Raw genomic sequence first — 22594 nt, 5'->3', positions numbered from 1 at the left:
CCGGAGTCAGCCGATGATCAGGGCGCCGAGCCAGTTGGACAGCGGGACGCCGGTGTAGGCGGCGAGGCCTCCGAGGGAGATGGACAGTCCCCAGGTCGCGCCGGAGAACGCGCCGGAGATCATCAGGACGCGCTCGCCCATGTTCTTGGCGAACCAGCAGAACGCGCAGGCGAAGGCGAACACGATCAGCGCGATCCAGGAGCCGGAGAAGGTGAGCTGGCCTTCCTGCGCGACGGCGACCGCGCCGGTGCCGCCGACCATGCCGCGGCTCGCCAGGGTGCCGGCCTGGTTGCCCGCGCCGGTGCTGAACCCGGACACGAGACCAAGCAGACCGCCCTGGCAGGCGGAGGCCAGAACCATGACGGCCAGGCCGAAGATGTACGGCACCAGGTACTTCTTCTTCCTCAACGCGGCGAACTTCCGCTTGTGCTTGAAGAAGAGGTAGCCCCAGGTGCCGGCGAACGCCGCGAACCCGGCCGCGGATCCGGCAAGGGTCACGGTGTGGGTGATCTCGATGCTGGTCATGCTCACTGGACGGCCTTCCAGGCGTAGGTGACGGTGATGGACGCGGCCGCCCAGCCCGTGCCGACGTACGCGGTCCGGGCGATGAGTTCCGTGATCAGGCGCAGCGCCCGGTTGCGGACGGGCACCCACCGCAGCGCCCCGGCCAGGGCCAGGCAGCAGGCGGCGAGGACGGCGGCGCCGGTGTAGCCGAGCTCGCTCACCGGCAGGAAGAGCCCGGCCAGCGGGCTCTCCCTGTCGACGGGGTAGGACCCGATCACCGGACCGCGCCGGTGAAGACGGAGCCCAGCAGGGCGCCGGCCCAGTCGCGGGCCGGCCCGTAGGCGAGGGTCCCGACGACGACCGCCCAAGCCGCCACCCGCAGCACGGTACGCAGCACGACGCCACGCAGCCGCGAGCGGACGACGAGAACGGCGCCGAGGGTGATCAGGCCGAGGCACAGGCCCGGGTCGGCGACGTCGGCGGCGGGGCGGAAGGAGTGCGAGCAGTCCTGCACCACGCTGCGCCACAGCCAGGCCGGGCCGGTGGCCGCGACGGCGGCGGCCGCCAGGTTCGGCCAGGCCTGCACCGTCCGCTTGAGGGCGGCGGCGGCCCGCTTGACGCGGGCCCAGTCGATCAGGTGGTCCGCGTCGTCCGGCTTGAGCGGGATGGCGGCGTCCAGGCGGGACTGGCGCAGCTCCTGCGCCAGCTCCGCCAGGCCGTCCTCGTCGTAACCGGGCTTGGTCATGTCCGCGGGTTCGGGGTGCTCCGGGACGGCGGGGTCGTACGTGGGGCGCGGCGGGACCTCGGGTGTGACGGTCACGTCGTCACCTCCGGTCCGCCGTCCGGGGCGGGGTTACGCATCGGTGGCCTCCAGTCGGTCGAGGTAGGGCGGGATCAGGTGGGCTTCCGCGTACAGCGCCAGCAGCAGGCCCAGGGCCGTGACGGCGCAGGTGGCGAAGAAGGCGAAGAAGACCTGGTCGAGCGTCATGTGCACGGTCCTTTCGGACGGGCGACAAGGGGTGGAGTTCGGGGCGGGCCCGTGGCTCCCCTGGACGGCCGGCGGTCCGGCGAAGGCCGGTCGCGCGTCGGCGGTCCAGGGCGGCTACGGGTACGGCCGGGGTGCTGCCCGGCCGCCGGCGCCGCGAGTGCGGGCCGACGGTCGGGCGCGTGAAGCGACGGCGGGTCAGCGGGTCAGTAGACCTGCGGGCCGTGGCCGGTGTGGCGCGCCGTGTCGGCGGCCGGGTTCTGGTCGTCGGTCACGGTGTTCAGCTCGCCGCACTGGATGACCAGGCCGGTCACGTGCACCGTGCTGCCGTTGATGTGGTTGACGACGGGGCCCTGGCCGGTGCGGCTGCTGCCGGTCTGGATGAGGACGCCGGGGCTGATGCCGCTGCCGGGGTGGTTCGTGCCCATGAAGGGGTCTCCTGACGAATGACGGGCTCCCGGGCCGGTGCGGCGCCGGGAGGCTTCGTTCGGGATGGCCGCGGGCCCGGCGGCCGGTGCGCACCGATCAGCGGTGCGCACCGGCAGGGGCCGATGGCGGCGGGGGCGCTCGCGGCCTGGCTGGCCGGCGAAAGCGCCGGGGTGGAGCAGCGAGTGGGTGGTGCGGGGTGCGTGACGGCCGCGCCCCTTGCCGAGGGGGCGGGATCGGCCGCTTACCGCCCGGCCGGGTGCCGGGTCGGACGCGCCTGGATTGAGCGGGGCGGCGGTGTCCCCGTGCCGAAAGTGCTACGGAAGCAGTCGGGTGGTTCACCCCTGGGGCGGCGTCACGCTCGCGGGCCCCGGGGCCGTTCTCTGTGTTGTTCGTATTGGCGCGCTGTGGAGTTAGGAAGCAACGGGCACGTCCCTGGCCTGGCCCCCCTCGGGCCGGACTTCCGGGTGCTGCTGGTGGTGCGTCGGGTGCTGGGCCCTGGCGGGCCCGGCGCCCACTCCCGGCGCCGTCCAGGCATGGGCATGCCAGGACGGTTCCGAGAGCAGGCGGCGGGAGCCGAACTGCGGGTGAAGCGGGGAGAAGGGTTACTGGCCGGAGCCGGAACCGCCAGCCTTCGCCGCGTCGCGGCGGGCCTGGTCCTCGCGCATCCGGCGCAGCGCCTCGTCGGCCTGGTTCGAGAGGATGGCGATCATCGACGTCCTCCCTTCGGGGCGGGAGCCTTCTTGTCCTTGCCGTCGCCGTTGGCGAAGGCGCGGCAGAGGTGAGTGATCGTCACTGCGCACCCCCGTTCTGGCGGTACGGGCGGCCGAAGCCGCGGCGGGTGTGCTGCTCGGCTCCCGGCTGGTTGTACGGGTCCGAAGAGAAGACCCGCCGACCGCGCTGGTCCGTACCGGCCGGAGCCACCGGCACCTGCGCCATGCGGTGGTGGCGCCGCGCCTCGGCCTCGTCGTAGGAGTGCCATCCCCCGGCGAAGTCCCCGCTGGTGCCGGTCGTGCTGCCGGAGCTGCTGGAACTGGAGGAGTTGCGGGAGCCGAAGCCCAGGTAGGAGCGGATGCCCATCAGGACCGCCCTCCCGTCTGCTGCTCTGCGGCGGTGGCCGCGTCGGCGCGGTCGTCGGCGTGCTTCGCGTCGATCCGGCCCAGGTGCTGCTGGACCCGGCGCTCGAGGTCGGCGGCGGCGTCGGTCGCGCTCACTGGGACACCTCCTGCCCGGCCGGCTGGCCGTTGCGGGCCTTGTAGTCGGCAGACGCGGCGACGCAGACCTCGCGGATCTGGTCCGGCGTCCGGGCCGCGTGGATCGCGGCGTGGAACGCCTCGGCGCGCTCCGCGACCGCCCGGGCCTGCTCGGGGCTCTGCGGCGACGTCTGCTGCGCCATGGTCAGCACCCCGCCGTCTGCGGCTGGGCCGCCGGCTGGATGAAGCGGCTGATCGCGTTCTGGACGAACCAGCTGAGGTGCGCCCAGCCGGTGCGGCCGGCCTTGGCGAGGTGCTCTTCGGCCTGCCGCCAGACGTCAGCGACGAGCTCCATAACGATGCTCTCGCTGGCGGTCGGGGCGACCGCGGCGAGGTCGTGGATGACAAGCGAGAGCACGCGGCCCTCGTACTGCTCCTGAAGGGGAGCACTGCGGTGGCTGGCGAGGGTGGGGTCGCTGTTCCCGCTCCTACGCGGGTCGGTCATGCTGGTCATTGCGGATCTCTCCTTTGACGAGCTGGTCCGTTGGGACCCCGGTGGATGCTGTCCAGGCGCACCGGGGTCTCGCCGTTTCACGAGAATCTCCGTGTTGGCTTAGCCAGCTTAGCTGATACAGTCGTGGCTGTGTCAACTAAGCCGGTGAAGCTATCTATGACAGGGAGGTGGCCCTACGATGTGGCTCATGACTGATCCACTCGCCCAGCCCTACCAGCGGATCGTGGAGGACGTGCGCGATCAGATCCGTCTAGGTCGCCTTCGGCCAGACGACAAGCTGCCCAGCACCCGCGAACTTGCTACTCACTACGGCGTGGCTCACGGGACCGTACAGAGGGCACTCACCGAGCTCCGAGCGTCTGGGCTGATCTACTCGCACCAGGGGAAGGGGAGCTTCGTGCGGCATGTACCACTGGACGAGCCCGAGGCGACATCCGAGCTCCAAGAGCTGCGGGAGCAGGTCAGCGCCCTGGCCGCCCGCCTTGAGCGGGTCGAGCAGGCGGTCTTCCAAAAGACGTGATCCACGGGCACTCCCTCGGGCCGGTTTCTGATGCACAGATCAAATCCGACTCGGCCGTGATGAACCATCACATCTCCATGGGGAGATCCGTACGCGGGTTCATCAATGCGTTTTCAACATCCACGTACATATGCGTTTCGGGGCACCGCCCCTAGGCTCGCGAGCATGACGACAGCGGAGGTGGGGAGCATGGCAAAGGTGCGGCTGGGATGGCGACCCGAAAAGCTGCGCCAGCAGCGGGAGGCGCACGGCCTGACACTCGAGGACGCCGGCGAGCGCCTTCGTCTGGTGGCGGAGCAGGCCGGACTGAAGAACATTCCGGCTGCGCACCCGCAGACGATCTGGCAGCACGAGCAGGGCGAGATCTACCCTGGCCCGGACTATCGACGGGCGTACTGCGCGCTCTACCGGGCGACGGACCCGCAGCTCGGATTCCGGAATCCACTGCCGGGTGAGGACACCACCTTTGCGCTGACGCCAATGTCCTCGACCAACAACGGCACTCACGTACTGGCTGTCGAGCGGGCGCTGCACAGGATTGCACCGGGTACGGCCGATGCCGACAACATGTCGTTGCAGCAGCGGATTATGGACGCTTGGCGTCGGCGGCACACGGGCGGCGATCCGCACCGGCCCTCGATTGTCCTGGTCGGCGGGTTCGCCGGCAGCGGAAAGACGGAGTTCGCCAGGTTCCTGACTCAGCTGACTGGCTGGCCGCTGTTGGACAAGGACCCGCTGACCCGACCGCTAGTAGAGCGTCTGCTCGTCTCGCTCGGCGGTGATCCCAACGACCGACACACGGACTTGTACCGCAATGAGGTGCGGGCGTTGGAGTACGACTGCCTTATGCAGGCCGCCTACGCCAACGTGGCCTGCGGCATCTCCACTGTGCTGACCGCCCCATTCATCGCCGAGATGGCGGACGAGGCGTGGATGACTCGGCTCATCAACCGCTGCCGCGCCCAGGGTGTCGACGTGTCGCCGATCTGGGTGCGCTGCGACGCAGAGTCGATGCGCGAGTACATCGGCTTCCGATCGGCCGCCCGGGACGCGTGGAAGTTGGCGAACTGGAACGACTACATCGCCACCATCGACACGGGGCTGCGGCCAGTGGTGCCGCACCTAGTGGTCGACAATCGCATGGGGGCAGCAATCTCACTGGCCGATCAGGCCCGGCTCGCTCTCGCGGAGGTACGCGTATGACCAGCCAGCCGCGACGCGGGGTGATCCTGTACGGGCCGCCGGCCTCCGGGAAGGACACCGTGACGGGCGCCCTGGCCACGCTCGACCCCATCTTCACACTGTTCTCAAGGGTGAAGGTGGGACCGGGCCGGTCGACCGGCTATCGGATGGGGACGCCGGAACTGCTGGCGCAGTTGCGCGCCACGGCAGGTGCCGTGGTTTACGAGAACAGCAGGTACGACAGCACCTATGTGACCGACCGGGCAGGGTTGGACGCGGCGGTCGAGGCCGGGGTGCCGGTGATGCACCTAGGGCAGGTCGATGGGGTGCGGGCGGTACTGGACCGCTACCCCGCTGACTGGCTGACGGTGCTGCTCTGGTGCCCGAGGGAGTCGACCGCCGAACGGTCGGCGGGCCGGGGAGACACGGACACCTCCGCGCGTCTGGCCGCCTGGGATGCCACGCAGGCGGACCTCGAGGCCCATGCCAGCTTCCGGTTCGATCTGGTTGTCCGCACGGACGTGGCGTCACCCGAGCAAGCAGCTGAGCGGATCCGCCAGGCGCTCGCCGAACGTGATCAGCTGCTGATGCTGGACTTCGACGACACGCTGATCGACCGCCTCGCTGCGGTGACGGCATGGATCTCCGGGTACTGCGCCGCCCACGGACTGGGCCCGGATGTCGAGCGGCGGATCCTGGGCGCTATGCAGGTCCGCGCGGATTTGCAGACGTTCGAGAGCCTGTGTGCTGAGCTGTCATTGCCGGAGTCCGCTGATCGGCTGTGGGCCCGCTACAGCGCAGAGTTCCCGGCAACGGTCCGGCCTTTCCCGGGCGTTCCGAACGCGCTGGAGGCGGTCAGGGCCAGTGGGTGGCAGGTTGTCGTCGTCACCAACGGCGGCGGAGAGATCCAGCGCGCCAAGTTGAAGGCGAGCAGGATCGACGGCCTGGTCGACGGGATATGCATCTCCGAGGACGCTGGCACCCGCAAGCCGGACCCTGCGATCTTCGAAATGGCTGCCGCGAGCGTGGGGCGCCGCCTCACAGGTGGCGGTTGGATGGTCGGGGACAACGCCGCCTTGGACGTGGTCGGCGGCCGCGCCGCCGGGCTGCGCACCGTCTGGGTCTCCCACGGTCGGCCGTGGCCCGGGGGCCCGAAGCCGGACCACATCGCGCTGGATGTCTTGGACGCTCTGGAACACGTCCGTGGAGGTGCCCGGTGACGGATCGACAGGTCACGGTCGGGGTGCTGCATCCCGGCAGCATGGGCGCGGCCGTCGCGGCGTGCGCCCTCACGAACAGCGGCCAGGTCTTGTGGTGCCCGCGGGGGCGCAGCGAGGCAACCGCGGCCCGGGCGGAGCAGTTCGGTCTGACGGCGGTGCCAGCTCTGGACGAGCTGGTGGCTCAGGCCGAGGTGGTGCTCAGCCTGTGCCCGCCAGCCGCGGCGGAGGACGTAGCGCGGGAGGTGGCCGGGCTCGGTTTCACCGGCCTGTACGTAGAAGCGAACGCGATCAGTCCGCAGCGGGCGGCGCGGATCGAGGAGTTGCTCGGCGGAACGGCTCGCGCAGTGGTCGACGGCGCAGTGGTCGGCTCGCCGCCGATCGGTACGAAGCGGGCCCGGCTGTACCTCTCCGGACCGGTGGACGGGGTCAGGCTGGTCGAACGGCTCTTCTCCGGCACCGCAGTGTTGACCCACATTCTGGGAGAGGAGATCGGGCAGGCCAGCGTGTTGAAGGCCGCCTACAGCACGTTCCAGAAGGCATCCCGGGTGCTGGCCGCGCTGTCCTACGGGCTCGCGCGCGAGCACGGCGTCGACCAGGCGCTGCTCGATGTCGCCGATCAGCGGGCCGGCTCCTACCTGACAGAGACGGACTACATCGGCAAGACCGCTGCCCGAGGGTGGCGGTGGGGCCCCGAGCTGGAGGAGGCGGCGGACACGATGGCCGCCGCTGGCCTTCCGGACGGGCTGCTCCGCGCGGCAGCATCCACGCTCAGCCGGTGGGACGACGCCAAGGACACCAAGCTGTCGGCCGACCAGGCACTGGACGAGCTGCTCCGCGCAGAGGCCGAGCTGTCCAGCCGACACGCGGAACCTGAACGGCCCGAGGACCCAAGGAGACGAATAAGCTGATCCGGTCGCCCGTAGGGCGGCGCACAGACCAACAAACGCGAAAGCGGCCCCCAGTCGCCAAACTTGGGCCGCTTGCGCTTCTCGATATAACCGGCCCTCGCCAGGGACACCCAGGTGAGCGCCCACAACACAGCCGTTGTTGGTCCGACGGTACCAGGCATACCCGGTCCGGGGCGAGAGACACCATCTCTCACCCGGCCGAGTCAAGTTGTCTGGTGCCCACGGACTGGCAGCGGCGGAGAGGCAAGCCCCCGTTGTCCCGCACCGCCGCCAACCCCTGTCCACAGGCCGTCCGTGCGACCACTGGGTTCGTGATCAACGCCCGATCCCAACCGCTGTCGCGTGACGAAGACCACGCTGCCCTGCTGGCGGGGAGCGTCATTCGTGACGCCCCATATTCAGCTGTTCCTGCGGCTCTGGATGTAGACGGCCCAGTCCGGAGCTGCCCGCCGGTACCACTTCTCCGCCGTGATGACGTGCATCCCGGTCAGCGAGGCGAGGACTGCGGGCGGCAGGTCCTGCCCGAGGTTCGTCAGCGCGGTCGCGCGGCCTGGTTTCACCCGGATGCCTGCACGGTTGAGGCTCTTGGTGACGGTTGCCGGCCGCCGGTGGCCGTCCGGATCGCGGTTGCTGGGGAAGAGCCAGCGGGTCGTGCCGCTGCCGCGGACCACGGCGTTGTCCGGCTGGTCGCTGAGCCTGGTGACCAGCACCGCGAGGTCCGGGGGCAGCAGGACGGGCGCCTGGTCGAGCGTGAGGAAGGTCTGCTCGCCGGTGCGGCTCAGATCGTCGGCGGTCAGCGTGACGATGTGGCTGACCTGCTGTCCGTAGAGGAGGACCAGAGCGCCGGCGACGCGGACGTCGAGCGGAAGCTCGTCGTCGTGGAGGCACTGCTGGAGCATGTCCCAGTGGTCGTTCTCGTCCATGCCGGCCGGGTCGGGCTTGCTGGGGTGGGGAACGAGCAGGTCCCGGGACAGGCCTCGGCGAGCGGTCCAGACGAGGAAGTCGCGCACCTGGTAGCGGGCGCGCGATCCCTCCGCGAGCCACTGGTCGACGTGTTCCTGGGTGACCTGGGCGAGCTCGATCTGCTGGTCTGCGGCCCAGGTCAGGAACTGGACTCCGCGGTTGATCCGGGTGGCCGCCCAGCTGGTGACGTAGCTGGTGGGCGGGCGCCGCTGGGCTCGGCGCCGCAGGCGGGGAAGGACGCTCCAGCGGTCGTAGGCCCTGAGCACCGCAGTGAACTGCGGGTGGCGGGCGATGACGCGCTCCAGGTGGCGTTCGACCTGGGCCAGGTGTTCGTCGCGGGCGGGCAGGACTCCGACGGCGACGAGGAGTTTGCGCAGGTTGCCGCCAGCCACGGGGTGTTCCGCGGTGAGGTCGTCGATGCGCCGGTGAGTCACCTCGTGTCCGGCCCGGGCGAGGTCGCCGAGGAAGTGGGCGCCCTTGGCGTTGCGGATCCAGGATGCGACGGCTTGGGGCTGGTCGGTGCGGGTGAACGCTTCACGGAGCGGGCTCAACTGCCGGGCGGCAAGCGGGGGCAGGCCGTCGAAGTAGCCGGCCATCTCGACCTTGAGGGCACAGCGGGCGCACATGGTCGGCCGGAAGGAGGAGTCGCTCGGGTTGTCGCAGTTCGTGCAGAGGTAGTCGGTGGTGCTGCCCGCGCAGGGGCCGCAAGCCGGTTCGCCGTCGAGTCGGGCGATCAGGGCCCGGCGTCGACCGCATCGGGTGCATGTTCCCGGGTGCTGCCGGGTCCGTTCGTAGCACATGCCGCAGACCGGTCCGAGTGGCCAATGAGCGTATGCCGTAACGGACTTGGAGCAGAGCGCGCAGGTCTTCGGGCGGCGCGGACGGCACGAGTCGCACAGGAGTCGGCCGGTCCCGGCCGAGCAGACTGTCAGCCGGCCGCAGTCCGCGCAGGCCTTCTTCGGGCCCACGTGGAGGCGGTAGCAGGCCGAGCAGTGGCCCTGGGAGACCAGGGGGCGGGTCTTGCCGCAGCGCCGGCAGTCTCCGGTCTTGCTGAGGTAGAGGCAGGTCCTGCACACGTGTTCCGTGCCGTCCGCGGCCTTCTCGACCAGCGGGCGGAGCAGTCCGCAGCGCGGGCAGGCGGGCTGCTTCACACGGGTGTAGCCGGCTTCCAGCAGCACGGCGATGAAGCGCTGGACGCACGGCGTCGCGTGGGCGCTTCCGCTGGTCAGGGCCTGCGGGAACACCTCCAGGTGTTCCCGCAGGAAGCGGCGGGTGCGGTGGTTCGTCGTGCGGAGGATCGCCGCGGCACCCTCCGCTCCGAGCTCCGGGAGGTCGGCGGCCACCAGGGCGACCAGCCGGTCGAAGAACTCCTGCGTGGTGCGACGGGTCACAGGCCCTCCGGCCGGCGGAGCCGGGTGCGGCGGGTCGGCGGGGCCGGTTCGCTGCCCGCGGTCTCGCCGGAGGCGGTCGGCTTGGCGACCTGGGCCTTGACCTCGACGACCTCGATGAGGTCGTTCGGGGTGACGGCGAGGATGTCGCAGAGCGCGGCCAGCGTGTCCATCGAGAGGCGCTGAGGTGGCTGTGCGACGAGTCGATACACCTGCTCGCGTGACAGGTGGACACCGCGTTCGGCCAGCAGGGGCACCAGGTCACTGGTCTGGAACATGTCCCGGGCGGCCATCAGCTTCCGCAGGTTCCAGCGGATGCCCATGCTCTTCTTCATCTCCTGCTTCCCTTCTCCGGCTTCGTGCGGCGCTGGCTCGGCCGTACGGACTGGCGCTTCAGCGACTGTTCGAGCAGCCGGTTGCGGAACTCGTCCGACACCCAGGTGTAGAGGGCGGTGGTGGAACCGAAGCGGTGGCCGACCTGGTCCTGGACGAACCGCTCCGGGTAGCCGAACTCGATCAAGTGCGTGATGTAGGAGTGTCTCAGGCAGTGGAGCTCGAGCTCCTCGGGGAGCTCGGCTTCCTGGCGGATGGTCGCGAAGACCTCGTCCAGCCGGCGGGCGGACATGCGGCCGCACCGTTCGGTCACCCACAGCGCGGGGTGCTGGGCGGGGTGGAAGCGGGGGCGGACCTCGTCGACCCACTCCTCCAGGAGCTCCACGATCCAGTCGAGCTCGGGAACGGTGAGCACGGTGCGGCGCTTGGGCGGGCTTCCGCGCGAGGCCTTGCCGAAGCGCACCTCCTGGGCGCCGAAGCGGCCGTAGTCCTTGGCCCGCGGGTTGTGCCGCAGGTCCTGCAGGTCGAGCATCGAGGACTCGCGGCGGCGAAGTCCGTAGGCGTAGACGGACTTCAGCATCACCGAGTCGCGCCAGGCCGCCAGGGAGCCCTTGCGGCCGAGCTTGCGGATGCGCTCGACGCGGTCGTCGGCCGCGTCGAAGAGCTGCTGCAGCTCGTCGTAGGTCAGTGCGCGCCGGCCGGGCCGGCCTTCGTACTCGGCGACGTGGTCGGCGGTGTTCCACTCGTGGCACACCTGGACGGGGAACTGCCCGAACTTCTCCTCGCAGGCCGACGACCAGCCGTAGCGGGAGTCGGTGATGAAGGAGCAGAACATCGCCAGGTCGCCCTGCTGGCCGCGCACGGTGGAGTGGGCGAGCGGCGGCTTCTTGGACATCTGGGCGGCGAAGTACGCCTCGACGTCCTCCGGCGTCCACTCCCAGGGGTAGGTGCCGGTGTACTCGGCGAACCGGCGGACCAGGCCCAGCCTGTCATCGATCGTCTTCTGCTGGAGCAGGCGGCTCAGCTGCTGCCTGGACCAGCCCTCCAACATCGCGCTGAACATCGCCGGCGCCGGGTCCAGTGCCCGCACGTTGTCCGGCACCACCAGGTGGATCGCCCCCGGCAGATCGACCGTTCTCATCCTCGCCTCAATGGTTGCATCAGATACAACATCGTGGCGTTTAATGTAGACCGTCGCAGGTCCGACCGCACATCCCTCCCCGGCCGGGCTCCCCTTCCCATGACTCTGAGCAGGTCAGACGTGCTTTCTCCCGCCCAGCCGCTTGTTGCATCGGATGCAATTCCGCCCACTACCGGTCACACGGACTCCGGGTTCCCGGCCTCTATGGACATGCAGAACCGCACCCCTGCCGAGATCCGCTCCTCGTACCAGCCCGCCGTCCAGGCCGGACCGGTCCTGGTGCTCGCTGCCGGATCGGAGGTGACCTGGTGAGTCCCGCCTTCATGTCGGATCCGTCCGAGCTCGATGAAGAGCTTGAGGTCGCTCTCGGCCGACGCGCTCCGTTCAGCCAGGTCGGCGACTGGGTGCTCCTGTCCGGCGCCGACAACGACGCTCGCACCCTCTACTGGGGGATGGTCGCGCACGTCAACGTCAGCAGGGACGACAACGAGGTGTGGCCCGGTCTGACCTCCCTGGCTCGCATCCTTCAGCTGAAGAAGCCGGAGGGCGTCAGCAAGTACATGCTGCAGCTGGAGGTGCTCGGCGCTGTCGAGGTGATCCGTTCCACGTCCGGTCTGGTCAGCCGCAATCGGTACATCGTTCATCAGACGCCACCGCGTGGATACCGCGGCCCTCAGTCGATGGCGGCTTGGTACGGGATGAACCGTGCGCCGAAGGGCGAGACGAAGGAGCAGAGGGAGCAGCGCGAGGCGGAGTTCGATGCCTGGCTCAACGCGGTGAGGATCGCTCTCAAGGTTCACTGCGACAAAGTCGCTGCTCAGAGGGCTGCGGCGAAGAAGGCGAAGCTGCCGGTGCCGCCTGTGGATAACTTTCGGATGCCCGAGCTTGCCGACTTCCGTACCCCCGCGCCGGGGGGTACGGCGCGACCTGGAGAAACGCAGGAGAGCCCAGTAATTCCGGTACCCCCCGGCGCGGGGGTACGTACCCCCGCGCCGGGGGGTGTCGTACCCCCGCGCCGGGGGGTGGAACAAGACGAAGGTGAAAAAGACGAAACTGATGCGCCTTCGGCGCGAGCCGGTGGTGACGCCCGTAGGGCATCTACAGGTAGTAGCGCGCGCGCGAGGCGAAGCGGCTGCGCCGCGTCCAACGGCACCACCAGTTCGGCGAAGTCAATGGGTGGCGGCGTTCGAATGACTCGGGAGCAGGCGGCGAAGGTGAGGGTCGTGGTGTCCGCGTTCCCAACGGAGCTGTCAACGCTGCCGGCCAAGCCTCTGCCCGCCCGCGTCCCGGCTAACCCGCTGGGCAACCTGATCCGCGAGCAGCTCAAGCACCGCACCCCGGAGCAGCTGACCGAGCGGATCCAGCGGCGCTGGATCACCCGTGGCTACCTGGCGAAGCTTGGTGGGCTGGATCCCCTGGAAAAGGTCAAGACAGGGGTGGGGCTGGCTGTCGAGCTGGTGAAGCCCTCACCAGACTGCCCAGACCTCTCGTGCGAGGACGGGGTGATCATCGGTTCGGGTGCACCGTGCCGTGCGTGCGAGATGCGCAAGGCCGACCGACGTACGGGCAGCAAGGCCGGTGTTCCGCAGCAAGCCGACGGCCAGGGTGAGGGACCGGCGAAGTGGTGGTGCATCACCGACGGGTGCGGATACAACTCGTACGGCGCGGGGCCGGCTGACGGCCTGTGCCACGACTGCCGCACCGAGCAGGAGCTCGGGCCGATCGACCCGGCCGAGCTCGCGGAAGTAGCGCGAGCCTTCGTAGCAGCGGGCTTCCTTCCCGATGCAGCAAACTGACCCTGAAAAAGGCTCTGGGCGCCCTTCATGGCGCCCAACGTCCCCATCCGCGCCGGCAGGGTCGGACGGGGACGTGAGCGCCCCGCAGAAGACGATCTAGACATCCACGGCCTGGAACCTGAGGAGAGCATCATGAGTGGCAACACCCCGTGGCCCGACCTCTGGCAGGGCTACGAGAAGCGGACACCCCGGACCGTCCTCGGCGACCTCGCGAGCGAGGTACGCAGCTACGCGGGCGGCCAGACACAGGAGCCGGACGACGCGATCTCGCTGGCCATCACCGGAGCCGAGGCGACCCGTGCCGCGGTGGACGCCCTTGACCACGAGTGGGCCCTCTACACCCCGGAACAAGCGGCCGTCCTCGCTGCCGCGTTGTTCGCCCAGGTCGACGCCGCCGGCATCGCTCTGCAGCGGCTGCGTTCCGTCCTCGTGCACATCGAGGGCCGGGGCGACTGCGCGCCGACCGACCGCGTCCATGACCTCATCAAGGCCGCCGCCGACGACATGCTGTCCGTGGCGCCCTCCCACGCCGGTGCCGTGGTCGGCGAACTGGCGGTGCTGCCCTCCGCCCTTACCCTGCCCTCCGGTCCGCACGACACCATCGCCGCGGTGGCCGACATCCTGGGCACGAAGCTCGACCAGCGCCACGGGCCCGGCGAGCAGGGCGACGATCAGGACGGCTGCGGATGCAGCATCGCCCTGGACAAGGACGGGGAACCCTGGGTGTTCGCCCGGGGCGACTCCCGCTGGTACCTGCTGGCACTTAACGACGGCGAACCCCAGCCCGACGGCAGCATCCTCTACACCAACAGCGTCGACCTCGATCTCTCCGACCCTCTCGCCCACCCCGGACATCTCGCCGCCGAACTGCGCGCCGTCCTGTAGGACGCGCTCAGGCGAGGCGCCAGCTTCGAGGCGTACGCCTGCCACCACCAGGACAGGAGACTTCATTGAGCGACCCGTACGACTGCGTCGTGTGCTTGAAGCCGATCGAGGCGGCACCGGACGGCAAGATCCGCATCGAAGGGATCGTCAAAGGCGAAACGGAGTGGCTGGGGCCCGTACCCAGTTCACGGGCCCTGCCGCCTCGACATCCGCACCATCTACGACCGGCTGCTCGGCGACGGCGTCCACGTCGCCCGCGGCTTCCGGGCCCGCGCCGATGATCCCGAGACCGCTGAACTGCTGAGCGAGTGGGCACGGGCCGACCCATGGGGACACCGGCCAAGCACTGGCCCGGACAGTGGTCCCGCCGTAAGCCTCCACTGGAGACCCCGTGGCCGGAGTTCACCTGCTGGGCCTTGTCGCCAAGCGCGGGAGCAGGGAGGCGCCCACTGGGCACCGCGATGGCGGTGCACCTGGCCGCAGCCGGCAAGCAGGTGCTGCTGTTCACCGGCTACCCACCACCGCTCTCTCGTCCGACCCTGGTCGTCGACAAAACCCCGAACCCGACACCCGGGCTCGTGGACCAGGCACTCGCATGCGTGCGACCCGACCTCCTCGTCATCGAGCGCTGGGAGCGAATGCACCCCGACCAGGCAGACGGCGCCTCCCGCACCAGCGAGCTGGAGAACATCGGCCAGGCGCTCAAGCAGACCGTGCTGCGCCACAAGCTCCCGTGCGTCGTCACGACCTCGCTTCCCCAGGACATGGACCTCAACCGCCCTCTGATGCGCTGGGCCGGCCACGACTCCCCAGCGGGGATCATGACCGAGTTCTGCAGCCCACTGCTCGTTCTCCGCCGGTCCAGCCCTGCCGAAGTACTCGTCCGCCTGGAACTGCACACCACCATGACCGACAGCACCGTGCGCGCCGTGGCCTGGAGGGGATGACTACTCTGGCGGTGGGCCGCCGGGGCTCGCACGCGTAGGCCACCCGTCAGGGGCCTACGGCCGTCCGGGAGAAGCGCAGCGGCCCCGGGTTCTGGACAGGGTTCTAGATATTGGGCAGCACCGGTGCTGCCAGGGTGGCGTCACCGGTGCTGCTACCCCCTCCGTTCGGCGGGGGGTGCGAAGGGGGCGCAGCGGCCCTGGTTCGCTGGGTCTCCGGCGAAGGCCTGCGGGGCTCGCGCGTCGCGCGCGAAGCCACCTGTACGGAGCCTTCGGCGTCCGGGAGCGCCGCGTCTACTTCTCTCCAACTGTTCTTTAAGGGGTCCGCGTGGTGCGGCCACCCCCGTCCGCGTGGTGCGGCTACCCCTGCTGTCGGAACGGGCCGGCGCGCCTGGGCGCGGCGTGCTTCGCCTCGGTGGCGGGCTGTTGTCAGGCGTGGGTATGGGGGACGGGTTCGCCGGTGAGGGTGTCGGTCAGGGCCCGGGTGCCGAGGGGCTGGTGCAGGACGACCGTGAGCTCGGCGATGCCGCCGTCCTCGCAGCCGATGTCCGGGCCCGAGGCGTCCCGGCGTCTGAGCAGCAGGGTGACCTGCTTGGCTGTCTCCCGTGCTACCAGGTCGGGCTTGTAGTCGCAGCCGCTCCAGGCGACCTCCATCGAGACCGTGCGGTCGTCCGAAGCCACGGTGGTGTTCTTCGTGGACGGGTCGGCGAGCGCGATGCGTCGCAGGACCGAGGCGTCCCGCCGCGTGTAGGGGAGTGGGTAGTCGGACTCATCGCCCCATGCGGCGTAGCACGCCGCCACTGCCGCCCCGATCAGCGCCACCGCGGCTATCCAGCGCTTGTCCCGCATCGTCAATTCCATCCCCCGGTGGCCTTCCCCTGTGTCGGCGATCAGGGTAGGCCTGCCGGAAGAACAACCGTTTCATCCCGCACGCCCGCCCCGAGACCGACGTGGCCGGCGGCCTTGCCCAGGTGCCCGCACAGTCGCCAGCCCGAGATGAGGCGGGCAGCCTTGTCGACTGACACCCGCCGGGGATAGCGGTGGCGTCGTTCGGGAGCGGGTGGCAGCAACGGTGCCACCCGCTCCCACAGGTCATCGTCGTCAAGCCGCGGCTGGAGCGGCGCAACCAGTGCATCAAGGCGGCCCGGGTCAGCCGCGACGTACTCTCGGAGAACATGCTCGTGACCTCTGGGCCGGCACAAAGCTCGCCCTTCGAGGTGCCGGCCGACGCCAGCGAGGTGGTGCGGGGCCCGGCGCAAAGCGGCTGTCCTGCGTGCGGCTGGTGTCGGCGGCCCAATCGGGCAGCGGCCTCTCCGGTGCGGCCGCGGCGAGCGCTCGGCCGAGCCCGCCCCTGTCAGTCTGCCAGCTGCCGCAGCGGGCGGCGCGCCAGCTTGTCGACCGCTTCGGCCGGGACGGCTCCGAAGGAGCGCGCCTCGGTGGCGGCCTCGGCGAGGACATCCTCGTCCAGGCCCTCGAATGCCTCCTCCACGACTCGGCCGTCTCCTCGAAGCGCTCCAGACGGTACGCACGCGGGCTCGACGACGGCCGACGATCCACCCCTACCGGGTTGCCCAGCCGGGCACGGTGCTCGGAGGAGGGACGGCGGACGCGGCCTACGGGCGGAGGCGGAGGGCGGACTTCCTCCGATACTCGCCCGGGGGAAGACCGTACGTCGCCCGGAACGCCCGGTTGAACGCGGTGCTGTCGGCGAACCCCCACCGCGCGCCTACTGCACCAACGGAAAACCTTGCGAGGCCGGGCTCCGCGAGGTCGGACCGGCACCGTTCCAGACGTAGCGCGCGGACGAAGGCGGCGACCGTCTGCTGCTCCTGACGGAACAGCCGGTGTAGATAGCGCACCGAGATGCAGTGCGCGTGCGCGATCGTCTGGGGTGTCAATTGGGCGTCCCCGAGGTTCCGTTCGATGTATGCCTTGATGTCGTGTAGCAGCGCGGTCTGGCGGGTCTCCGCCGGTAGGAGTGTCTCGGCGTCGGCTCGGTGTTCGAGGAACGCCAGCGACAGGTCGACGGCTGCCGCGCCCAGGCGTACGGCGTCCCGCTCGTGCCAGGACCCGGCCTGCCGGGCGAGCTGTTCGAGGAATGCGCCCAGGACGGCTCCAATCCCCGACCCCGACGGTATTCGCTGCGCCGCCATCGACCTCATCGCCTGGTCGGGGAGCGGCACCCGGGTCTTGGGCAGGTGCAGCATTATTACCTTCCCGGGGCCGTCCCCGGACAGCGCCCATGACTGGCAAGGGTGCGAGGTGTCGTACAGCACCAGGTCGCCGAGGCCCAGCAGTGTGTGGCTGCGGTGCTGGCCGAACCTCATGGAGCCTGCGGCGACCAGCGCCACATGCCAGAGTTCCGGCTCGGAGCGGCGGATCAGGGGCCACGTCCGCTCCGTTCGCAAGGTGGGGAACGTTAGGACCGACAACTGCACGGCCCCCAGCTGGAACAGTGAAGCGGATGCATCGAAATCTTCCGCATGACGGGAGGTCACCGGGTCGGTGCCAGGTTACGGTCTACCAGCTCGCACCACCGGTCGAACCCGTCCGGCGCCGGTATGTCCTGCGTGCGCAGCCTGGTTCCGCCCATCCCGCACCCCAGCCCCTCGCGGCATCATGTTGTGCACATGGTGTTAACAATTGTGCGCTGTCTGTCAATGACAGCGCCAGCCGCCCGCGAGGACACTCGGTGAGGGGGCGGGGCAGCCCGCTCTGGCAGGTGAGATCCGGCAGATGAAGGGTGCTGTACCCGTGAAGCGAACCCTCAGAGCTATGGCTGTTCTGGTGTCCGGCGTTGTCGCGGCCTCGGGCCTGACGCTGGCGGGGGCTACCTCCGCGTCGGCTGCGTCGTCGTGTCCGTGGCCTTACGTGTGCTTCGAGAACTCGAGCGGAACCCCGATCTCGATGTACAAGGACTATGGCTGGCAGACCACCGGCCCCAAGGCCCGCTCCGCGCACTACGTTGTCAACGCGCGGAACGACGACTGCGCGCTCATGCACTTCTCTACCGGCGAGTACATCACGCTCTACCCGCAGAACTCGTGGGCGTTGACTGCTCCGATCATCGAGATCGACATCGAGAACGGATGTCCCTGACATGCGACTCACGACAGTCCGGTTGCTCCCGGTGCTGGCGGGGGTCACGGCGATCCTGACGTGCGCCGCCCCAGCGCACGCGGACCCGAACACCACGTACCTGAGCTACGGCGACCGGGGGGTGGGCGTGAAGTGCGTCCAGATCGCGGTCGGTGTCACGGCGGACTCAGTCTGGGGGCCTGACACCGACCGAGCGGTCAGAGCGTTCCAGCGGAGCCACTTCGGCCACGCAGACGGAATCGTCGGACCGCAGACCGGTGACGCGCTGATGAACCGACTCAACGCCTACTACGGCTGGTGCTATTCCGTGATCCCGACCTCGTACTGATCGGCGTACCGGGCGGGGCCTCCACGCGAGCGGACGGCGGGCGCGGCTCCGCCGGTGGTGCTTATGAGCCGGCACAACTGCGGCAGGATGCGGACTGCTCACCGTCCCGGTTGGGAGCCAGTGGCGATGGAGGCGACGGCGACCAGCGCCACCGGCTTCGACGGGGTCCAGGTTCGGTCTGTCTGCGAGGCTGGCAGGGCCGGGCAGTCTGCTGCTGATGGCCACGACGCTGGACAGCCCCGCTCACCCGGGCGCAGGCGCTCAAGCCGCCTTGCTGGAGCCCAGAGACCGCGTGGCGGCTTCCCTCTCGGGGCAGTGCCGCTTGTTTTGCTGCATTTCATGCTGCATTATGTGAAGCATGAGTAGTCTCACCGGAAGGGCCGTGGCGCGGAAGTCCGTACCCGTGACGGCCGAGGACACCCAGACAGTCGAACGGCTCAGGGAGCCCGCCGGCGCCTACCGCTCTGCCATCGCCGAGCTTCTCGGTGTCGAGCTGTCGGCGAATCCCTCCGAGGCCGAGGTGCTCCAGGCCCTCCTGGAGGCCGGACGTATCGCCGTCGAGCAGAAGGTCATGGCCACCGGCTATGCCGCGCTGGCCGCCGCTCGTGACGACGAGGACCGTGAACACGCCCGTGCCATGCGCAACCGCCGCCGCGGCTCCAGCGAGGACTGAAGAAACACGTGACTGAGATCGTGCCGGTGCGCGGCGTCGTCTACCGAGCGGACGCCGGCTACGGCCTCAAGCCGTTCCTCGTCGTGTCGAACAACGCCCGTAACCAGAAGCTCGACGACTGCCTCGCCGTCCGGCTCACCACCACGGCCAAGCCCGAACTCGCGAGTATCGTCAAGCTCGGCCCCGCCGACGGCGGTCTGGTCGGCTCCGTCCTGTGCGACGACATCGTCGTGCTCTACCGCGAGGAACTCCGCGAAAGCCTTGGAGCTCTCAGCGCCACCACAATGGTCAAGGTCGCCGCCGGTCTGCGCGCCGCCCTCGCCCTGTAGGAACACCGTGGCGCGTGAGACGTGCCGCTTCCTGCCCCGGCCCGGTCCGCCCCAGGGACCTGTGCCGGGGTTTGCCCTTGTCCGGGTCCGGTGGCTAGTGACAGCCGGCGACGAACGAGTTGATGCCCACGCCCGCGAGACCGAGGCCTGCGGCCAGAAGCACGGCAGCGAAGCAGCAGCCGATGGGCTCGTCCCCGCCGTCTTCGGAGAACGCGATCAAGGCGCCGAACGCGCACAGGGCCAAGATGATGCCGGGCACCAGGAACCAGGTAGAGGCCGTTGGCTTTGTTCGCCGGTTTCGGTTCTGGTCCAAGTTCTGTGGCGAGGTGACAGTGAGTGTTGTCGGCCGCATGTGATTGGGTGCGCCGAGAGTTCTGCCGTCATCACCTTCGGGGGGATCGTTGATGTCGCAATACCCGTCGCTGACCCGCGCTCTGGCGGAGGCGCTCGTGGACCTTGCCTGGTTCGTCGAGAGCGCGGATGACGAGCGCATGGATCAGGACGATGCGATGAAGGCACTGGAGGGCGTCGCCGCGATGGTGGCTCGCCTCGCGGACTCCCAGCGTGCAGAGCTTCAGCAGGTGATCGGGGCAATGACGCGGCCGAGACCGATCCCGGCCGCCGTGAATTCCTGGAAGCGTTCCCGGACGGCTTCGGACTCGTGGAGTAGTTGCCGACCGGCCGAGGCTCAGAACGCGAGGAGAACTCGCTTCCTCAGGAGCGCAAAGCCGGCGCGTCCATACATCTGCCGCTTCAGCATCTTGATCCGGTTGACGTGGCCCTCGACGACTCCCGAACTCCAGGGCAGGGTCAGTCCGGCGGTGACCGCGGCAAGGTCTCGTTCCAGGCCGTTGACGAAGGCGTGGAGACTGGGCAGGTCGTCGGCGCGGACCGCTTCGATCCACTGTGGGAGCCGGTCGCCTTGGAGCTCGGTGATCATCTTCCCAAACGCGCGGACGTGACCGGTGAGCGCTTCCAGTTCAGGGCAGTGCGCGAGCACTGACTTCAGCTTGAGTCGATCGTTCTCCGACAGGGTGTCGGGGTGGGTCAGGATCCACCCAGCGACGGTCCGCGGCGACGGTGGTTGGGCTGCCGGTGCGGTCGGGGCGGTGCGAAACGGTTGGAGGTAGGCACGGACGGCTCCGTAGCCGCCACAGTAGCCGTGCGTCTTGATCTCTTCCCAGAGGGTCCATGCGTTCGTGCAGCCCTCGGCCCACCGCTCGTTCAGGTACGGCTTGAAGTCGTCGAGCTTGGTCCTGCGGTTCTGCCACTGCCCCTGGAACAGGGCTTCCGGGGTCGCGGCGTCCGCCAGCCGCTGGACGGTGCGGTAGGTCATGCCGAGCTGGCGCTGGATCACGCGCCGGCTGTGGCCGGCGGCCAGCAGCGCGTGGACGGTGGCGTGCCTGGCGCGGGTGCGGTCGGCGAAGCGGTGCCCGGTGGGCCATGGCGAGCCGCTATCCGCCGGTGCCTGAGCCTCTGCTTTCTCCGGGGCCGCCTCGGCGATGGTTGCGCGCAGGCAGGAACGATGGCGGGAGATGCACCGTTCCGCGGCTTCACCGAGGTTGCGCCAGAGGTGGAAACGGTCGGCAACCTGGACGGCGGTGGGTGCCCCGATGCTGGCGCCCTCGGCAAAGAACGGAGCACGGTCACGGCAGACGACCTCGATCCCCGGGCGTTCGGCCAGCCAGGTCGCGACCGTGGCCGCTTCTCGATCCGGCAGCAGGTCAACCGGTCGGCGGGTCTCGACGTCAACCAGGACAGTCCCGTAGACACGTCCCTTGCGCATCGCGTACTCGTCGACGCCGACCACACGCGGGGCCCGCGGCTGAGGCTCCGGGAGCGCGTCGACCAGTCGCAGGACCGTGTTCCGGCTGGCCCTCGCCCCGAAGACGTCGGCCAGCCGGGCGCCGGCGCGGCCGGCCACCGCCAGGCCGATCTCGGCCAGCGCCGACCGCATTCGTTCGGTCCGCTGGCTGTGTCGGCGGGTCAGGCCCGTGACCTGCTCGACGAACGTCCGCCGCTCGCATGAGGCGTCCTCACACGTGAACCGCCGCACCCGCAGCCGCAGCACCACCCGCCGTCCTGCCACGGGAAGATCGGCGGGAAACCGCAGGTAGGAGCCGTGCACCCGCTCCGACCAGCTCCCGCAGCAGGGGCAGCGAGCCTTGGCCGTCCGGGATCTGACACCAACCCGGATCACGTCGCCGTCGTCCTGCACCGACACCACCCTGATCTCCGGAGCCGACAGGAAGAGCAGCTCTTCCAGCCGGAGCAGTACCGCTCGCACAGCCCAGAACCATGAGCCCGAGCGCCGCCGTCACCGGCCGTTTCCGGACGATCTCGGGAGACGTTCCGGCAAGAGCGACGGTGACAGGGAGAAGGCGCACCATAGAAGTTGGACCAGAGCCCCAGTTTAGGGACAGTCAGAGGTGAGGCCAGGGGTTGATGCCCGCCTCCTTGAGGCGTCGTTCCTCCCGCCAGTTCAGGAAGACCGGCTGGTCAGGGGAGAACATGCCCATGGGTTGAGGACTGATCTCGCCGGTCAGGAACCCGACGAGGAAGTCGACCATGCCGCAGTCGTAATCGACCCAGTCACCATCGCGGGTGAGTACGAGGGTGGTCCACCTGTCGGGATCCGGATCCGTGGTGTCCCAGAACGCCTGGTTGGCGCTGCAGTCCACGGCCCACGAGATCCTCCCCTTCAGGTCTGGGCAGTCGGTGGGGTCCAGATCGAGCAGCTCGTACCCGCACTCGATCAACTCCTCAAAGTGCAGGGGGCCGCGAGAACCCCGTGCAACCTCCAGTGGCAGCCCTATGGAGAACGAGCAATTGATCGACCCACCACCGTAGACGGCGACGAAGTCGCGGTAGTCCGCCGGAAACGGAGTGCCCCACCTGCGGGCCGCCTCGTCCCAGTCGACGGGATCGCCGGCTCCAGGGTGCTGCGGCAGAATCCCGGTCAGTCGGGCAACACTCGGGTGCATCAGTAGCGCCTCCCAGAGAGCTCGGGCAGAGGCTCCGCCGAGCGTTCGCATGTGCGCGCGGCCCACCACCACGGCTTGAGACACCCTATTGATCAAGTCCCCGCGAGGCGAACTCCGTGACCTATGGTCACCAACCACAGAAGTTGGACCAGAACCCGTTCTCGCGGACAGAGCCAGGCCGTGCTGTCAATCCCCAGTAATCGTGGAGTCCTCGCTAAACGGCCTGGGCCTCCTGATGGGCCTCGGCTCGTGCCTTGCTGATGATCCGTTCGAACTCCA

29 protein-coding genes and 1 pseudogene are annotated in these 22594 nt (G+C 69.4%); 12 read left to right on the top strand and 18 right to left on the bottom strand.

From position 1 onward, the window contains the following. Positions 1-6: 6 nt before the first annotated feature. The 9 genes from ACGF07_RS33650 to ACGF07_RS33610 form a co-directional block, all read right to left on the bottom strand. The gene (locus ACGF07_RS33650; RefSeq protein WP_392905118.1) at positions 7-525 is read right to left on the bottom strand and encodes a hypothetical protein; all 519 of its coding nucleotides are present in this window, start codon (positions 523-525) and stop codon (positions 7-9) included. A 2-nt stretch (positions 526-527) separates the two neighbouring features. Then, a complete protein-coding gene (locus ACGF07_RS33645; protein WP_392905116.1) occupies positions 528-782 on the bottom strand; it encodes a hypothetical protein in 255 nt (84 codons plus the stop codon). Further along, positions 779-1324, bottom strand: a complete 546-nt coding sequence (locus ACGF07_RS33640; protein ID WP_392905114.1) for a hypothetical protein — start codon at positions 1322-1324, stop codon at positions 779-781. Before ACGF07_RS33640 ends, ACGF07_RS33645 begins: the two co-directional genes overlap by 4 nt. A gap of 33 nt (positions 1325-1357) precedes the next feature. After that, complete coding sequence (locus tag ACGF07_RS33635; protein ID WP_392905112.1) at positions 1358-1492, bottom strand: hypothetical protein; 135 nt, start codon at positions 1490-1492, stop codon at positions 1358-1360. Between the two features lie 203 nt (positions 1493-1695). Further along, positions 1696-1917: a hypothetical protein gene (locus tag ACGF07_RS33630; protein WP_392905110.1), complete on the bottom strand. Its 222-nt coding sequence runs from the start codon at positions 1915-1917 to the stop codon at positions 1696-1698. 790 nt (positions 1918-2707) lie between these two features. Further along, on the bottom strand, positions 2708-2995 hold the full coding sequence (locus ACGF07_RS33625) for a hypothetical protein (RefSeq protein WP_392905107.1): 288 nt from the start codon (positions 2993-2995) through the stop codon (positions 2708-2710). Next, positions 2995-3129, bottom strand: a complete 135-nt coding sequence (locus tag ACGF07_RS33620) for a hypothetical protein (protein ID WP_392905105.1) — start codon at positions 3127-3129, stop codon at positions 2995-2997. Before ACGF07_RS33620 ends, ACGF07_RS33625 begins: the two co-directional genes overlap by 1 nt. Beyond that, the gene (locus tag ACGF07_RS33615; RefSeq protein ID WP_392905103.1) at positions 3126-3311 is read right to left on the bottom strand and encodes a hypothetical protein; all 186 of its coding nucleotides are present in this window, start codon (positions 3309-3311) and stop codon (positions 3126-3128) included. Before ACGF07_RS33615 ends, ACGF07_RS33620 begins: the two co-directional genes overlap by 4 nt. Before the next feature lie 2 nt (positions 3312-3313). Further along, complete coding sequence (locus ACGF07_RS33610; protein ID WP_392905101.1) at positions 3314-3622, bottom strand: hypothetical protein; 309 nt, start codon at positions 3620-3622, stop codon at positions 3314-3316. Between the two features lie 178 nt (positions 3623-3800). On the opposite strand from ACGF07_RS33610, the pseudogene ACGF07_RS33605 reads away from it, so the two are divergent. The 5 genes and pseudogenes from ACGF07_RS33605 to ACGF07_RS33585 all read left to right on the top strand — a co-directional run. After that, positions 3801-4010, top strand: a pseudogene (locus tag ACGF07_RS33605) (GntR family transcriptional regulator); the annotation flags it as partial. A 9-nt stretch (positions 4011-4019) separates the two neighbouring features. Then, a complete protein-coding gene (locus tag ACGF07_RS33600; protein WP_392905166.1) occupies positions 4020-4142 on the top strand; it encodes a hypothetical protein in 123 nt (40 codons plus the stop codon). A gap of 189 nt (positions 4143-4331) precedes the next feature. After that, positions 4332-5345, top strand: coding sequence for an AAA family ATPase (locus tag ACGF07_RS33595; protein WP_392905165.1), 1014 nt, complete (start codon positions 4332-4334; stop codon positions 5343-5345). Further along, a complete protein-coding gene (locus tag ACGF07_RS33590; RefSeq protein ID WP_362563622.1) occupies positions 5342-6544 on the top strand; it encodes an HAD-IA family hydrolase in 1203 nt (400 codons plus the stop codon). The genes ACGF07_RS33595 and ACGF07_RS33590 overlap by 4 nt, the downstream gene beginning before the upstream one ends. Beyond that, a complete protein-coding gene (locus tag ACGF07_RS33585; RefSeq protein WP_362563625.1) occupies positions 6541-7452 on the top strand; it encodes a DUF1932 domain-containing protein in 912 nt (303 codons plus the stop codon). Before ACGF07_RS33590 ends, ACGF07_RS33585 begins: the two co-directional genes overlap by 4 nt. A 398-nt stretch (positions 7453-7850) precedes the next feature. On the opposite strand, the gene ACGF07_RS33580 is transcribed toward ACGF07_RS33585, so the two are convergent. Genes ACGF07_RS33580 through ACGF07_RS33570 form a run of 3 tightly spaced genes read right to left on the bottom strand, consistent with a single transcriptional unit; the run spans position 7851 to position 11277 of the window. Then, positions 7851-9806, bottom strand: coding sequence for a hypothetical protein (locus tag ACGF07_RS33580; RefSeq protein WP_392905098.1), 1956 nt, complete (start codon positions 9804-9806; stop codon positions 7851-7853). Continuing rightward, positions 9803-10138 (bottom strand): helix-turn-helix transcriptional regulator, encoded by a 336-nt coding sequence (locus tag ACGF07_RS33575; protein ID WP_362563662.1) that lies wholly within the window; start codon positions 10136-10138, stop codon positions 9803-9805. The genes ACGF07_RS33580 and ACGF07_RS33575 overlap by 4 nt, the downstream gene beginning before the upstream one ends. Beyond that, positions 10135-11277: a tyrosine-type recombinase/integrase gene (locus ACGF07_RS33570; RefSeq protein ID WP_392905096.1), complete on the bottom strand. Its 1143-nt coding sequence runs from the start codon at positions 11275-11277 to the stop codon at positions 10135-10137. Before ACGF07_RS33570 ends, ACGF07_RS33575 begins: the two co-directional genes overlap by 4 nt. A 308-nt stretch (positions 11278-11585) precedes the next feature. Here ACGF07_RS33570 and ACGF07_RS33565 point away from each other — a divergent pair, with 308 nt between their 5' ends. From ACGF07_RS33565 to ACGF07_RS33555, 3 genes are all read left to right on the top strand, one after another. Continuing rightward, positions 11586-13073, top strand: a complete 1488-nt coding sequence (locus ACGF07_RS33565; protein ID WP_392905094.1) for a hypothetical protein — start codon at positions 11586-11588, stop codon at positions 13071-13073. A gap of 132 nt (positions 13074-13205) precedes the next feature. After that, a complete protein-coding gene (locus ACGF07_RS33560; protein ID WP_362563786.1) occupies positions 13206-13958 on the top strand; it encodes a hypothetical protein in 753 nt (250 codons plus the stop codon). Positions 13959-14425: 467 nt separating this feature from the next. Continuing rightward, positions 14426-14905: a hypothetical protein gene (locus ACGF07_RS33555; protein ID WP_392905091.1), complete on the top strand. Its 480-nt coding sequence runs from the start codon at positions 14426-14428 to the stop codon at positions 14903-14905. A 426-nt stretch (positions 14906-15331) separates the two neighbouring features. Here ACGF07_RS33555 and ACGF07_RS33550 read toward each other — a convergent pair whose 3' ends face one another. The 3 genes from ACGF07_RS33550 to ACGF07_RS33540 all read right to left on the bottom strand — a co-directional run bounded on the left by ACGF07_RS33550 (position 15332) and on the right by ACGF07_RS33540 (position 17340). After that, the gene (locus tag ACGF07_RS33550; protein WP_392905089.1) at positions 15332-15763 is read right to left on the bottom strand and encodes a hypothetical protein; all 432 of its coding nucleotides are present in this window, start codon (positions 15761-15763) and stop codon (positions 15332-15334) included. Between the two features lie 493 nt (positions 15764-16256). After that, positions 16257-16391: a hypothetical protein gene (locus ACGF07_RS33545; RefSeq protein WP_362563699.1), complete on the bottom strand. Its 135-nt coding sequence runs from the start codon at positions 16389-16391 to the stop codon at positions 16257-16259. A 124-nt stretch (positions 16392-16515) separates the two neighbouring features. After that, on the bottom strand, positions 16516-17340 hold the full coding sequence (locus ACGF07_RS33540; RefSeq protein ID WP_362563696.1) for a helix-turn-helix domain-containing protein: 825 nt from the start codon (positions 17338-17340) through the stop codon (positions 16516-16518). A gap of 469 nt (positions 17341-17809) precedes the next feature. Between ACGF07_RS33540 and ACGF07_RS33535 the strand changes: the two genes are divergently transcribed. The 4 genes from ACGF07_RS33535 to ACGF07_RS33520 all read left to right on the top strand — a co-directional run bounded on the left by ACGF07_RS33535 (position 17810) and on the right by ACGF07_RS33520 (position 19331). Beyond that, positions 17810-18001, top strand: coding sequence for a hypothetical protein (locus ACGF07_RS33535; protein ID WP_392905086.1), 192 nt, complete (start codon positions 17810-17812; stop codon positions 17999-18001). A gap of 1 nt (position 18002) precedes the next feature. Further along, complete coding sequence (locus tag ACGF07_RS33530) at positions 18003-18329, top strand: peptidoglycan-binding protein (RefSeq protein WP_392905084.1); 327 nt, start codon at positions 18003-18005, stop codon at positions 18327-18329. Between the two features lie 358 nt (positions 18330-18687). After that, a complete protein-coding gene (locus tag ACGF07_RS33525) occupies positions 18688-19002 on the top strand; it encodes a hypothetical protein (RefSeq protein ID WP_392905082.1) in 315 nt (104 codons plus the stop codon). A gap of 8 nt (positions 19003-19010) precedes the next feature. Next, complete coding sequence (locus ACGF07_RS33520) at positions 19011-19331, top strand: type II toxin-antitoxin system PemK/MazF family toxin (protein ID WP_392905079.1); 321 nt, start codon at positions 19011-19013, stop codon at positions 19329-19331. A gap of 94 nt (positions 19332-19425) precedes the next feature. Here the strand turns inward: ACGF07_RS33520 and ACGF07_RS33515 are convergent, their stop codons facing one another. The 3 genes from ACGF07_RS33515 to ACGF07_RS33505 all read right to left on the bottom strand — a co-directional run bounded on the left by ACGF07_RS33515 (position 19426) and on the right by ACGF07_RS33505 (position 22399). Then, positions 19426-19590 carry a hypothetical protein gene (locus ACGF07_RS33515; RefSeq protein ID WP_362563743.1) on the bottom strand — a complete coding sequence of 55 codons (165 nt, stop codon included), beginning with the start codon at positions 19588-19590 and terminating at the stop codon, positions 19426-19428. 429 nt (positions 19591-20019) lie between these two features. Then, entirely contained in the window at positions 20020-21618 is a 1599-nt protein-coding gene (locus ACGF07_RS33510) for an ISL3 family transposase (RefSeq protein ID WP_392905077.1), read from the bottom strand. Between the two features lie 136 nt (positions 21619-21754). Further along, positions 21755-22399 carry an SMI1/KNR4 family protein gene (locus tag ACGF07_RS33505; protein ID WP_392905075.1) on the bottom strand — a complete coding sequence of 215 codons (645 nt, stop codon included), beginning with the start codon at positions 22397-22399 and terminating at the stop codon, positions 21755-21757. Positions 22400-22594 lie beyond the last annotated feature (195 nt).

It is taken from the genome of Kitasatospora sp. NPDC048194 (assembly GCF_043202455.1).
GTDB lineage: Bacteria > Actinomycetota > Actinomycetes > Streptomycetales > Streptomycetaceae > Kitasatospora.
Note: the sequence above shows the minus strand (reverse complement) of the source record. Positions and strands in the feature narration are given on the sequence as shown.

Bases quoted from the DNA above. Each gene is read 5' to 3' on its own strand.
- ACGF07_RS33575 (WP_362563662.1), bottom strand. From the start codon at position 10,138: ATGAAGAAGAGCATGGGCATCCGCTGGAACCTGCGGAAGCTGATGGCC.
- ACGF07_RS33560 (WP_362563786.1), top strand. From the start codon at position 13,206: ATGAGTGGCAACACCCCGTGGCCCGACCTCTGGCAGGGCTACGAGAAG.
- ACGF07_RS33570 (WP_392905096.1), bottom strand. From the start codon at position 11,277: ATGAGAACGGTCGATCTGCCGGGGGCGATCCACCTGGTGGTGCCGGAC.
- ACGF07_RS33650 (WP_392905118.1), bottom strand. From the start codon at position 525: ATGACCAGCATCGAGATCACCCACACCGTGACCCTTGCCGGATCCGCG.
- ACGF07_RS33530 (WP_392905084.1), top strand. From the start codon at position 18,003: ATGCGACTCACGACAGTCCGGTTGCTCCCGGTGCTGGCGGGGGTCACG.
- ACGF07_RS33590 (WP_362563622.1), top strand. From the start codon at position 5,342: ATGACCAGCCAGCCGCGACGCGGGGTGATCCTGTACGGGCCGCCGGCC.
- ACGF07_RS33535 (WP_392905086.1), top strand. From the start codon at position 17,810: ATGTACAAGGACTATGGCTGGCAGACCACCGGCCCCAAGGCCCGCTCC.
- ACGF07_RS33635 (WP_392905112.1), bottom strand. From the start codon at position 1,492: ATGACGCTCGACCAGGTCTTCTTCGCCTTCTTCGCCACCTGCGCCGTC.
- ACGF07_RS33630 (WP_392905110.1), bottom strand. From the start codon at position 1,917: ATGGGCACGAACCACCCCGGCAGCGGCATCAGCCCCGGCGTCCTCATC.
- ACGF07_RS33610 (WP_392905101.1), bottom strand. From the start codon at position 3,622: ATGACCAGCATGACCGACCCGCGTAGGAGCGGGAACAGCGACCCCACC.
- ACGF07_RS33615 (WP_392905103.1), bottom strand. From the start codon at position 3,311: ATGGCGCAGCAGACGTCGCCGCAGAGCCCCGAGCAGGCCCGGGCGGTC.
- ACGF07_RS33625 (WP_392905107.1), bottom strand. From the start codon at position 2,995: ATGGGCATCCGCTCCTACCTGGGCTTCGGCTCCCGCAACTCCTCCAGT.
- ACGF07_RS33525 (WP_392905082.1), top strand. From the start codon at position 18,688: ATGAGTAGTCTCACCGGAAGGGCCGTGGCGCGGAAGTCCGTACCCGTG.
- ACGF07_RS33595 (WP_392905165.1), top strand. From the start codon at position 4,332: ATGGCAAAGGTGCGGCTGGGATGGCGACCCGAAAAGCTGCGCCAGCAG.
- ACGF07_RS33550 (WP_392905089.1), bottom strand. From the start codon at position 15,763: ATGGAATTGACGATGCGGGACAAGCGCTGGATAGCCGCGGTGGCGCTG.